The sequence below is a fragment of the Pedobacter sp. Bi27 genome (genome assembly GCF_918698255.1).
In the GTDB taxonomy this organism is placed as follows: Bacteria; Bacteroidota; Bacteroidia; order Sphingobacteriales; family Sphingobacteriaceae; genus Pedobacter.
Genome location: NZ_CAKKMW010000002.1, coordinates 181,208 through 193,696 on the forward strand (window position 1 = coordinate 181,208; position 12,489 = coordinate 193,696).

8 protein-coding genes are annotated in these 12,489 nt (G+C 39.1%); 2 read left to right on the forward strand and 6 right to left on the reverse strand.

The window, feature by feature from the left end; all coding sequences use genetic code 11:
• Positions 1-14: 14 nt before the first annotated feature.
• Positions 15-2,990 (reverse strand): TonB-dependent receptor, encoded by a 2,976-nt coding sequence (locus LQ227_RS06120; RefSeq protein WP_230145813.1) that lies wholly within the window; start codon positions 2,988-2,990, stop codon positions 15-17.
• A 434-nt stretch (positions 2,991-3,424) separates the two neighbouring features.
• The gene (locus LQ227_RS06125) at positions 3,425-4,438 is read right to left on the reverse strand and encodes a LacI family DNA-binding transcriptional regulator (protein ID WP_230145812.1); all 1,014 of its coding nucleotides are present in this window, start codon (positions 4,436-4,438) and stop codon (positions 3,425-3,427) included.
• 293 nt (positions 4,439-4,731) lie between these two features.
• Between LQ227_RS06125 and LQ227_RS06130 the strand changes: the two genes are divergently transcribed.
• Positions 4,732-5,091 (forward strand): PleD family two-component system response regulator, encoded by a 360-nt coding sequence (locus tag LQ227_RS06130; protein WP_230145811.1) that lies wholly within the window; start codon positions 4,732-4,734, stop codon positions 5,089-5,091.
• A 237-nt stretch (positions 5,092-5,328) separates the two neighbouring features.
• Here LQ227_RS06130 and LQ227_RS06135 read toward each other — a convergent pair whose 3' ends face one another.
• Positions 5,329-5,682 (reverse strand): DUF6717 family protein, encoded by a 354-nt coding sequence (locus LQ227_RS06135; RefSeq protein WP_230148699.1) that lies wholly within the window; start codon positions 5,680-5,682, stop codon positions 5,329-5,331.
• 65 nt (positions 5,683-5,747) lie between these two features.
• Between LQ227_RS06135 and dinB the strand changes: the two genes are divergently transcribed.
• Positions 5,748-6,848, forward strand: a complete 1,101-nt coding sequence (dinB, locus tag LQ227_RS06140; protein WP_230145809.1) for a DNA polymerase IV — start codon at positions 5,748-5,750, stop codon at positions 6,846-6,848.
• A 655-nt stretch (positions 6,849-7,503) separates the two neighbouring features.
• Here dinB and LQ227_RS06145 read toward each other — a convergent pair.
• The 3 genes from LQ227_RS06145 to LQ227_RS06155 form a co-directional block, all read right to left on the reverse strand.
• Positions 7,504-9,978, reverse strand: a complete 2,475-nt coding sequence (locus LQ227_RS06145) for a glutaminase family protein (RefSeq protein WP_230148701.1) — start codon at positions 9,976-9,978, stop codon at positions 7,504-7,506.
• A gap of 206 nt (positions 9,979-10,184) precedes the next feature.
• Positions 10,185-11,012, reverse strand: coding sequence for a PKD domain-containing protein (locus LQ227_RS06150; RefSeq protein ID WP_230148703.1), 828 nt, complete (start codon positions 11,010-11,012; stop codon positions 10,185-10,187).
• Positions 11,013-11,036: 24 nt separating this feature from the next.
• Complete coding sequence (locus tag LQ227_RS06155; protein WP_230148705.1) at positions 11,037-12,479, reverse strand: PA14 domain-containing protein; 1,443 nt, start codon at positions 12,477-12,479, stop codon at positions 11,037-11,039.
• Between the last annotated feature and the right edge of the window lie 10 nt (positions 12,480-12,489).

Here is a 12,489-nt window from a genome sequence, read left to right on the forward strand (position 1 = left end):
TTTTTGTCTCCTTATTAAAAACCAACATTAAAACCTAAAGTATACGTGCGCGGACGCGGATATAGGTTATAATCAATACCACCGCTCAACTCAGGATCTATACCATTGTACTTGGTTACGGTAAAAACATTTTGGCAGTTTGCCGATATCCTTAACGAGGCTGTTCCGGTTTTAGATAACTTGCCGGCGTTGTAAGAAATACCCGCATTATCCATTTTCAGGAATGAAGCGTTTTTAATATAGTAATCGCTCAAGAACTGGTTGTTCTGGAAATTGGTTGCCAGAAAATCTGTTGATGCATTGTTGATTACACCTGCCGGACTTAAGATATTCGCTCTGACACCAAAGTTTGATGAAACGTTATCATATATATAGTTACCAAAGTTAGCCCTAAGCGAGGTAGTAAAACTCCATTTCTTGTACGAAAAGGAAGTATTGAAACCCAGGGTAATATTTGGATCAGGTGATTTATAAAAATACTGATCGCTGGTATTGATCACGCCATCTTTGTTCAGGTCTTCATAAACACCTTCTAAAGGTTTTCCATCTGCGTTATATACTTGTTTGTACACGAAAAAAGATCCGGGGATTTGGTTAACGGCATTGTATTTTAAGGTAACACCGGTACCACCTGTAATATCGCCTGCACCAACTTTCGAAGCGGGATCGGGATTTAAGGTTAAATTGGTTACTTTTCTTTTGTTGTATGCAATGTTTACTCCAAAATCCCAGCTGGTGTTTTCGGTTTTGATTGCCGAGAAGTTTAAACTTCCCTCAACACCTTTAACATCCATATTACCCACATTCGTTGTTAACTCGTTGTTAAAGTTCGTACCTACTGGAATATTGATTTTGCTTAAAAGATCAGAAGTCTTTTTGTAATACACATCGATACTTCCGTATAAACGGCCTTTCATAAAACCATAATCCAAGCCTGCATTATAGGTGGTAGTAGTTTCCCATTTCAGATCAGGATCGTAAGCTGCCGGAGTATAATAGTTGTAAAAAGTATTACCAATCTGGTATTGGCCGGTATTGCTATTGGCATAATATTTAGATAGGTAGTCGTAATAGCCAATACCATCTTTATTACCTGTTTGACCGTAACTTAAACGGAGTTTTAAATCAGAAACCGATGAGCTGTTTTTCAAGAAATTCTCGTTTGAAATTCTCCAGGTAAAAGCAGCTGAAGGAAAATAGCCCCAACGGTTTTGCGCTGCAAATTTGGAAGAAGCATCAGCCCTTAATGTTCCGGATAAAATATATTTATCAGCCAAAGTATAAATGAACCTTCCGTAGTAAGAAAGCAATTTATCGCGATCGGTAGAAAAAGGGAAAACAGGCGTTACCAATGCTTCGCCAGTACCTTTGTAAGAAGTAAAGTTGAAACCGGTTTTTGAGTTATCGTAATATCCGTAACCTGCAGTTACATCAAAACGGCTTTTAATACTCTCTACAGTGTGTGCGTAGTTTAAGTAAAACTCAGAAAGTTTGTTGGTTTCTGTATTCAAAGAATGGGTATATGATCCTGAAGTTGAAATGCTTTGTGCAGCATAAACCGGAATACGAACATCACCATAACCTTTAGACAGATCGTAACCTAAATTTAAATTAGCGTGCAATTCTGGTAAAAAGTGGAAAGAGTAATCGAAACGTGCGTTACCAAAACTTCTTTCGGCATTACCATTGTTATCGTTCAATCTGATTAAACCTACCGGGTTGCGCGGTGCATTCGGATTTACCGTACCATCGCTTCTTAACCATTCGAAATAGTTACCAAAGCTATTTTTTGCGTTTACTGATTGTGTTGGATCGAACTGGATAGCAGCCCCAACAGCACCGGCATTAGCAAAATGCGACTGGGTTAACGCACCTTTTAAGTTTAAATCGATTTTTAAATGATCCTGGAATAATTTTGGCGAAATACTGATTGCACCGGTCCCACGAGAAAAATGATCGGTAATCAAAAGGCCTTGCTGATCTAAATAACCAGCAGAAACACGGTAAGGAACCCCTTTAAAAGAACCTGCAATGCTTAAACTATTGTCGGTAGAAAATGCGTTCTGATAAATTTCATCCTGCCAATCGGTATTTGAACTGCCCAGTAACGAAGTAAATTTTTTACCATCGTCATAACTTGCATTGGGGTTCGCATTTACAAAATCGCGGATCTGGCCTGAAGAAAGGATATCCACCTTTTTAGCAACCGTAGCGATAGAATTGTTGGTGCTAAAATTAAACACCGGTGCACCTGATGCACCTTTTTTGGTCGTAATTAAAATTACCCCGTTCGATGCCCTCGAACCATAAATGGCTGTTGCATTTGCATCCTTTAAAACAGTAAAGGTTTCAATATCGTTCGGGTTGACCAATGATAATGGGCTTGGCGCATTACCGATAGCGTTACCACTGAAGGGAACCCCGTCAATTACGATAAGAGGATCGTTACTTGCATTTAATGATGCCCCACCACGGATACGGATCTGGCTACCTACTCCAGGTTGACCACTATTAGAGATAATGTTCACCCCTGCTACCTTACCCTGAATTAATTGTTCAGGGGTAGTAATGGTACCTTTCTGAAAATCTTTCGAGTTTACTGTAGTAATAGATCCGGTTAGGTTTTTCTTTTCTGCAGTACCATAACCGATTACCACAACTTCATTCAGTTTTTGTGCATCGGGTGCCAATTGAAAATTAACAGTAGCATTTGCTGAAATGCTTACAGCTTTATCAAGGGTTTGATAACCGATAAAACTTGCAGATAGCGTTACCGAACCATTCGATAAACCTGCTAGTTTATAATTACCATTGGCATCTGTTGATGTACTTCTTGTTGTTCCTTTTACAACTACAGAAGCGCCAGGTAATGGCAGACCGGTTTCATCAAGCACTTTACCAGATACCGATCCGGTTTGTGCTTTTACCATTAATGCTGAAAAAACTAACAGCACCAAAAGCCCCTGTTTTAACAGGTAAAATACTCTCATATTTGAAGCTCGTTTAAGTATAAAAATTTGGTTAAATATTATAGTGATTTACACATAGGCCTAATTTACAGCAGTTAATGATATTTCAAAATTTATTTAAAAAATATATTTCGCGCCAAAATATCAACAAGAAAATCAGCGCAAAAATTAGCTTTTCGCTACAATAAAAAATTCACATTAAATAATTTTTAAATTTTCAACACATTGATAACCAACAAATTAAAAATGTTAACTTTTAATTTAAAGTGTAACTATTACACTAAGTCATTTTTGATACTTTTTTCGGGAACGTTCCCGAAAAAATTGAATCAAAATTCGGTCATCTTTCGGGAACGTTCCCGAAAATTGATCAGAATTCTGCGTATTTTACACTAAGTGACAAAAATTTTTGGAAATTTTAAGCTGAAAATCACCCCGTTTTTAAGGGCTTTTTTTTACCCGTTTACGGTCGAATTCCGTTTGACAATTTTAGACTCTAAAACCACCTCGTTTGGCAGGTTCTTATCGGCATGATCATCTAAAATAGTAAACAGTAATTTAGCCGCTTCCTCTCCTATTTCGGTAGCGGGTTGAGTGATTGTAGTGAGTGAGGGATTTAACAAAGGAGCAATTTCCAAACTGGAGAAACTGATCACCTTTAAATCTTTGGGAATGTTGATATTGAGATCGTAACAAGCATAGTAAGTAGCAAAGGCCAAACGTTCTACTGAGGTAAAAACACCATCGGGTTTCAATTGCGTTAAAGCCTGTTTAATGATAATGCTATTTTCTTCGTAACTGTTACTGCAATCAACGATCAGATTTTCTTCGAAAGGAATCTGATGTTTAGCCAATGCATCGAGATAGCCCTGCATACGTGTTTTACCTATCGATAAACTTTTATTCACCACCAGGTAGGCAATTCTACTGCAGCCCTGCTCTATTAAATGCTCAGTTGCCAGAAAGCTGCTATTATAATCATTTGTAATTACCCTCGGGGTATCAATATCTTCGTAAATCCGATCGAAAAACACCAAAGGCAGCCTTTTACTTCCAAATTTATTGAGGTAATTATGATCGTTAGCTTCTCCCGAAACCGACATTACAATACCATCGGCCCTACCATTGTGCAAATGGCGGATAAAAGTTACTTCTTTTTTATAATCATCATCAGTTACATAAATCAGAATATGGTAGCCATTTTCTCTGGCTACACGTTCAATACCGTGAATGGCCTGTGAGAAATAATTATTGGCCAATTCGGGTACAATAACGGCAATGGTTTTACTTTTTTGCTCCCTTAAATTACTGGCGTAGTGGTTGGGCTGATAGTTTAATTCTTTTGCTTTGGCTAATATACGCGCTTTGGTAGCCGCATTAATGTCACTATTATCCCTAAAAGCCCTCGAAATTGTAGAAGTAGATAAATTTAAAGCTTCTGCTAACTTCTTAATATTAATACTATCCATTTTTGGCCATTGAACCCAATTAATTTGAATTAATGCTGTAAATATAAACTTTAAATATCCGAAATATTTTATAAGCTTTAAAATTATACATTTTGTGTTCAATTTATATGGCCAGATAATCGGCTGTGAAATTCAGCTTCGAAAATGTTCGGTCGGCCAATTCAAAATTCTTTAAATAAATATTCATTTTTTTTAAAACAAAAAGCATCTTTACCGCTTTAATAATTATGCGCTTTTAATCATCATCTCATTTACCGGTTGCAAAACAAAACGATATGAAATAAAATTACAAAATGGGAAATAAGAAAATACTCATTGCCGATGACGATGAAGGAATTGTTGATGCTGTGACGATGATTTTAGAAGTGATGGGTTATGATGTTGAATTTACATATGATGGCGGGGCGGTAATAGAGGCGGCAAAAAATAAGCCAGATCTGATTATGCTTGATATCTGGATGAGCGGACATGATGGCAGGGATATATGCAAACAGCTTAAAAACGACCCTCAGTTTAAGGAAATCCCGATTTTAATGATCTCGGCCAGTAGAGACATCAGACAATCTGCACTCGATGCCGGTGCAAATGATTTTATGGAAAAACCATTTGAGATGGACTCGCTACTGAATAAAGTAGAGGTTTTGTTGGATTAGCTTGATACTAGCCAGAACCACCGTCACCCTGACCTGTAGCGAAGCGGAAAGCTACGGAGTAAACCGAGCTCACAGAAGGTAATTTATTTCAGGGTATTTTGCACGATGATCCTATTTGGAAAATTAATTATGATGAATCAATATTAAAAGAATTGCAGTTAAATGGATCCTGAAACAAGTTCAGGATGACGAACGCAATGATAAAAATCCAATATCCTTATTTCTTAATGATCACACTTAATTAATCTCCTTAAAATAAATCCGTTCAGGCAATTGCTTAAAAACAAATTCCGTTACCTGGCAAAGCCAAAGTTTATGGTTCTTAAATTCTCCTTTAAATTTTTCTAACAGATAGTCGCCACCACCGCCCAAATTCTCTTCGCGGACATAAACAAGATCTAAAATTTCGGCATTTTCAATAGGCGCATCAGCCATCAGTAATTTGCATTCATCCCCGGCAATCGCTATCCAGTTCAATAATTCATCGGCACCCTCTACCATTTGCAGATCGGCTATATCTCCGCCCCATTCCGGTATATCGGCATACCATTCGTGCTTTGCATTTTTATAAAAACGAATTGCTCTCTCCATATTTTGTAAAGAAAAAAAATCTAGATCAATAATCCTGATAAAAATCACGAAATTTAGATCATTGCATGTCTGATTCAACTCTACCGGTTTTAAGAAAAATAATTCATATCGATATGGATGCTTTTTATGCATCTGTAGAGCAACGCGATTTTCCTGAATACCGGGGAAAGCCCTTAGTAGTTGGTGGCAAGCCCGATAGCCGAGGCGTAGTTTCTACAGCCAGTTACGAAGCGCGGCAATATGGAATCCGCTCTGCAATGTCGAGCAGTAAAGCTTACCAGCTTTGCCCGACAGCAATTTTCGTATACCCCCGTTTTGATGCCTATACCGCGGTTTCGAAAGCGCTTAGGGAAATTTTTAGTCGGTACACTGATAGTATAGAACCCCTTTCGCTGGATGAAGCTTACCTTGATGTAACGGAAGACAAGCTCGGAATCGGATCGGCTATTGATATTGCTCAATCCATTAAAGATGCGATTAAAAATGAGTTAAACTTAACCGCTTCGGCAGGCGTATCGATCAATAAATTTGTGGCCAAAGTAGCTTCAGATATGAACAAACCAGATGGTTTAACTTTTATTGGTCCATCGAAGATTGAGGCTTTTATGGAAAAACTCCCGGTTGAAAAATTCTTTGGGGTAGGCAAAGTTACCGGCGCCAAAATGAAAGCCATGCAGATTAATACAGGTGCAGATTTAAAAAAATTAACTGAAGCCCAGCTTGTTGCCCAATTTGGGAAATCGGGAAGATTTTATTATAAAATTGTTCGTGGTATTGATGAACGCCCCGTTCAGTCGAATCGCGAAACCAAATCAGTTGGTGCAGAAGATACCTTTTCGGAAGATACCAATGAAGATTCGGTGATGCACGATCTGTTAAAACAGATCAGTGAAACCGTGGCCAAACGTTTGGAAAAATATCAACTAAGCGGAAAAACGGTAACCCTAAAAATCAAGTTCGCCGATTTTAAACTGATTACGCGCAGCCGGTCTTTTGCTCAACCGATAAACAAAGCAGAGGTAATTTATGCTGAAGCGATTAAACTTTTGGAGGAGGCCGCTATCGGCCTAACACAGGTGAGGCTTTTGGGCATTACCTTATCGCGTTTTTATGATGATGTAGAAATCGAAAAGCCAGAAAGTAATCAGCTGGAGTTTGAGTTTTGATCAGATAAATCATCATTGCGATGAGCTATTTCAGCCGAAGAAGTAACCTTACAACAAACGCAATGATTTTATTTCGGCCGGTGAGACACCAACCGATAGGATAATTTCCTAGTTTAAAAACACCAATTTTCATTTGGAGCGCAAGGCTGGTACAAACCAATAAATTCCTTCCCGTTTTACACTTATACGCTTCGCTTCCTCGTACCTCGTTGCTGCAGGGTAACGCTGCAACCGGGGCTATTGGGCCAAAACAGCATTTCATTTTCGGGGTTGTTGGGTGCAGAAACCCTTGTTTTTAAACCCGACAGCAGCGGCAGTCCCGATTTTCTTCATCGGGGCTACAGCAAATGGCGGGGCTGAAAACCTCCAAGAACCACAAGCCACTCATTTCCTAATTCTAATAGCTACTCAAATAGTATACATAAGCTGTTTATTCGGTTTGTGAGAACACAGACTAAGGAATAGATTGCCATGGCCAACCCTACATTAAGTTTATGCATTTTTCCATTCGTGCCGTCACCCTGAATTCATTTCAGGGTCTTTATAGCGGGAAAGATGCTGAAATAAATTCAGCATGACGATCGCGCTCTTATCAAACATAAAAAAGGCCCTACAAAAATGCAGAGCCTTTAATTGTTATTTTAAGGGGTAAAATTTATTTGCCAGCTAATTTATCGGCAAGCATTTTCATGTAAAAACCGCCTACTACACTCCGGGCTTTAAAATTATCGCGGATACCGGTATTTGAATCATAAAAATCGTTCAAGGGTACTCTCGACTCGGTTTCGATAGCGTGTTTGTAAACCGGGTGAACCAAAGCTTCGAATTCTCTTTGTGTTGGTGCAAAAGTAGCGGTCCACAAGATCCAGTCATTTTTAGTATAGGCCTTTCTGCTGTCCAATGGAATACCGTATCTATTTTGTTTAGTCAGGTAATATTTGGTTTCGGTTTCGTATATCTTTTGCGGAAACAGGTTTAACTTCAGCACCTTATCCCAAACCAGGTTATACTTCTGGCTCCATGTATTTTTATTATCAAAAGTTAAGGCGTAGTGATCGCCAGCATCGGCCATTTCTATCCATTTTGGCACCATACTTTCGGCAATAGCCCTATATTTTTGGGCTACATCATCATAACCTAATGTTTGGGCCATCTGCGCATAACAGGCTATACCTACAATCGCTTTTACCGATAAGTTGGCATTACGGGCCAGGTGACCGGCAAAATCATCGGTACATAACTGCGTTTTCGGATCTAAGCCCTCTTTGGTTAAATAATCAACCCAGGTGGTTAAGGTTTTCCAATGCGCTTTGGCATAATTGGCATTCCCCTGTGCTTTGACAATTGCTGCAGTTAAAATAATCATGTTGCCCGATTCTTCTACAGGCATTGGCTCCCCATAAGTTTGTCCGTTTGCTAACGGATAGGTTCCCAGATCGTGAGCTGCCCAAGGGTGAGGATATTTTCCGCTTTCGCTGAAGTAGAAAATACCATTCAACATGCCCTGTAGCAGCTCAGGATTATAAATCAGGTACAATGGTGCCGAAGGGTAAGTTACATCAACCGTATTGATAAAACCACCACTGTTGTTTTCCTTAGATAACCATAAAATTTCACCCTGCGGGCTCTTTACCAAAGTATGTGCAGCAATGCTCTGGCGATAACCTAAAACACATAAATCGGCATACTCTTTACCACCTGATTTTAAGGCATCGGCATACAAAGTTTTGTTAAAAGCTTCACACTTCTGAATCACGTTTTTATACTCGTCTGCAGCCGCGGTTAGTTGTGCTTCGATGGTTTCTTTACCTGAGGTATTCCACCATGGCCTTAAATTTTTATTGAAGTATTGAACAGCATAAATTTCATCATAGCCCAGTTCAACATATTTTTCTACCGCAGCTTTACCCACTGTTCCAAACGGGATAACAGTATTTAATGCGAGCATTTTGCCCTGCTTAGCGGTTGAAGCTGAATTTCCTTTTCTAAAAGCATCGGCAGCATCTTTTTCGGCGGTTACAAACTGGATGGCGTTGCTGGTTTTTGGTGCAGCTACGTAAAAGTAACCCCAATCGATCCGCATATCGTCACTTGCTTTTTGAAGAACCGGCTGCTCAACCGTTCCCGTTTTTAATACCGATAATTTAGCCGTGCTGTATTTGCTTGCTGTAACTTCTTGCGTAGGACGATAAACCGCAATGTTTGACGATGCACTGAGGTATACTTTTACCTGGTGGGTTTTACCATCATTTGCTTTTACCTGATAGGAAACATAAGAAACCGGACGTGCAAACAACCCCAAATCTTTCATTAACAAGGGAGAGGTAAAAGTTAATTTTAAATCGATCTTACCACAGGTAAAGTTATAAATGGTTTGTGTGGCATTAATATCAACGCTTTTTTGTTTGGCTATCTGTACTTTTTCTGCATTGTCTTTTAGCTTTTCTACTAAACCAAAATCGAGAAAACGGCCACCTGCAGTATTAATGAGGTGGATGGCGATTACATTCGGTCCAGATTTTAAAGCACTTTTATCACTATTACTTAAGGCAATATATTGGAAATTATTGGTCCAGCCTTCTTTGGTATAGATTTTCTTCCCATTTAGGTAAACCTCAATATTATCATCGTGGTTTATCTTTAAAAACAGTTCGTTTATTGATGCGGGATTAGCTACGTTAAAGGTTCTTCTTACCCAGATATCATGCGATTTCCATAATGTTTTCACATTTTTAGCATCATCTCCTATTGGTGCATTACCTGTTTGCCAGTTGCCTGCCGCATAGTTTGCAGCTTTCCAATCGCCCTGAGGCTCGGTTTCTGTATAGTTAACTTCGAACCCTTTCTCATCAGAAGTAGGCACAACTGTTTTATAACTGGTACTCTCTTTACCTAAAAAACGATAGATACCACCATCAACATTAATCAAACCCAGTAGCGAATGGTCGGCACCCGTCCAATGTTGGGTAGCAGATTCGTTTAATTTATCGGTGTTAGACCAGATGCTAAAATAGGTATTGTGCGTAATTAAGGGATAAGCCGGGGCTTTCCGCTCCTGTGCCTTTAGCAAACCGCCTACAAACATGCAGCCCAGTATGCCTAAGAATTTTAAAATGTTGGTTTTGTTCATAATTGTGTGTGTTGAAATCTGATCGTATATTTTGGTTAGATTTAACGTTAGTTAAACGTTTTACTAAAGTATAAAATATAATTTACTTTTTGCAAGAGAAGCCGATTTTTTAATTGTCTAAGTGACATTTAAAATCGATCCTCAAAAAAATACATGAAGTGATTAGCTCCATGTATTTTTCAAATTGTGCATAAACCTATATTAAATTAAGGCTGTTTTTTGTTGATGGTCCACTCGGCCAATTGAAACACACGGCTTCCCCTGTTCGATTTGATGTAAAGGCGATAGAACTTATAAGCAATGTAATTATCAAAGTGAAAAAGTTTAGTCTGTTTTCTGCTGCTGTCATTATTCTCCCATGGGCATACCGTAACCGTATGCAAATCGGTATACTGGATACCATCTAACGAACCCTGCAAAATCCAGAATCTTGGATCGCGGTCTGGAGCATCATTACCCGATGTTAGCGTATAAGCGCCCACCACCTGCGGCGTCTTTAGTTCGAAAGTACATTTTTGCGTACCATCAAAACCTGCCTGTAAGAATTTCGTATTTATATCCTGATCAACCAATTTTTTGGAACCTTCGCCAGAATCGGCCCCAGCACCTGCTTCAAGGTTAACCGAAAATATACCCCCAATAGTTTTCATGTAATTCTCGCCATATTTGGTTGGGTCAAAATTCGGATCGACTACTTTTAAGTTAATCTCTTTTGTTGCCGAATAACCTTGTCCGTTCCTAATGGTTAAAACCACGCGGTATGTTCCCGGGAAACGGTAAACATGTTTTGGCGAAACTTCTACGGAGGTACTATCGTCTCCAAACTGCCACAATAATGATTTATAATTTTGTGGGGTAGCTGTAAACTGAACTTCCTGGTATTTTAACGGATTTGGAATGGCATAGTCAAATGTAACCAATGGTTTTGGTTCTTCCACTTCGGGAATAATCTCTACGGTTTCGTCCTTTTTACATTTTACCGTTAACACAACGATAAGTAGTAAAAGCGAGCATACACCTAATAATCTTTTCATGTTACTTTTCATATCTATTCATGTTTAAGGAGTTGGAAATAATTGTGTTCTTGGTACGGCACGTTTACCTGTTATACCTGCCGATGGAACTTCATATTCGAGATAGGCCTGCTGTCCACCAACATTTTCACGGTGATGTGCTTCAATTTTATATCGGATACCGCGTTCTAAACGAATGGTTGCTTTTCGCTCTGGTTTATCCCACTGTGTGGTATAATCATCTATAATGGCTTTTCCATTAATAAATAGTCTTGATCCATCATCCCAACGGGTTTGATAGAAAATGTAATCACCCCTCACTGGCGCCAAAAATTCTCCAACCCATTTGGTAGCGAAATTATCTCTGCTCAAAGAAGTACCAGCGGTATTTTTTACATTATCTGGCCAACCATCGCCCGAGAATTCGATCGTACCATCTACACGGGTTGCAAAAGGCTCACGGCCGTCGTCTGGCGACAATTGCGTATTGGTATAATATTTGGCAATTAAACCTGTTCCTTTTCCAATAATTGGAGAGTTGTTATCTAAGTTTACATTGGGATCAATCACTACGATTACTTTTCCTTTAGTAGGATGGATAACGTGATTGGTATTATCGCTCAGGCTTAAGGCAAAGGCAAATTTTTTGTTGGCCACAATATTTGCATCGAACACCGGCCATGGAATCGATAACCTTACTGTAGCACTGGTCGCGCCAGTATTAAACCTGACCAAGGTATCGATGGTAAAATCTTTTGCAGCGAGATGGATCGCATTAGTGAGCGTTCCTGCCGACAATAAAGTTGCAATGGTATCTATATTATCCTTAATTTTTACGTTGAAGGCTGTAGAAGGAGCATTATCCAGGCTGATAATCAATGGAATGGTAACCCCAGCAGGCCCTACCTGGTAAGTAGACCCCTGAGTTACGCTATAGATGCCTCCGCCCTGAAAACTTAAAAAATGGATGTCGGTAGATTTTAACAATTCTTCGGTATTGATAATGACCAGGATATTTGATTTGCCATTGGCAATTTTATTGCCTTTACCAGGCGCTGAAAGTTTTAAGGCAAAAACCACCTTCTTACCAAAATAACGTTCCAATACCGACCGGCGAACGATGGCTATTCCTTCTGCATTGTCTGTTCCATAAGCAACATTAATTACGTTAGGATACTCTACAGCAGCTGAGGGCATGAGTATAGCATTGGTTAAACCACCATTATTAATTAATTGCGCTACCGTATCGTTATTTAGGGTTAATCCTACCTGAAAAGCTTCTTCAGCTGCCCCCGAGAGCGAAATTTTGAAAGGAACTTTAACAAACTGATTATCTATTGATACATTTCCCACAACAATGCCTTCGCCAGTAATACTTCTGCTTGCCGAAGGTGGTAGATCCAAATCGTCTATTTGAGATTCTTTACAAGAATAGGCAACAATCATGATTGTTAAGCCCATTAATACTGTGTATATAATTTTTTTCATTTTCGATATT

What these genes read in the sequence shown, in the direction of transcription:
- LQ227_RS06135 (WP_230148699.1), bottom strand. Translation starts at nt 5,682, where the DNA reads ATGGAGAGAGCAATTCGTTTTTATAAAAATGCAAAGCACGAATGGTAT.
- LQ227_RS06150 (WP_230148703.1), bottom strand. Translation starts at nt 11,012, where the DNA reads ATGAAAAGATTATTAGGTGTATGCTCGCTTTTACTACTTATCGTTGTG.
- LQ227_RS06125 (WP_230145812.1), bottom strand. Translation starts at nt 4,438, where the DNA reads ATGGATAGTATTAATATTAAGAAGTTAGCAGAAGCTTTAAATTTATCT.
- LQ227_RS06155 (WP_230148705.1), bottom strand. Translation starts at nt 12,479, where the DNA reads ATGAAAAAAATTATATACACAGTATTAATGGGCTTAACAATCATGATT.
- LQ227_RS06120 (WP_230145813.1), bottom strand. Translation starts at nt 2,990, where the DNA reads ATGAGAGTATTTTACCTGTTAAAACAGGGGCTTTTGGTGCTGTTAGTT.
- LQ227_RS06130 (WP_230145811.1), top strand. Translation starts at nt 4,732, where the DNA reads ATGGGAAATAAGAAAATACTCATTGCCGATGACGATGAAGGAATTGTT.
- LQ227_RS06145 (WP_230148701.1), bottom strand. Translation starts at nt 9,978, where the DNA reads ATGAACAAAACCAACATTTTAAAATTCTTAGGCATACTGGGCTGCATG.
- dinB (WP_230145809.1), top strand. Translation starts at nt 5,748, where the DNA reads ATGTCTGATTCAACTCTACCGGTTTTAAGAAAAATAATTCATATCGAT.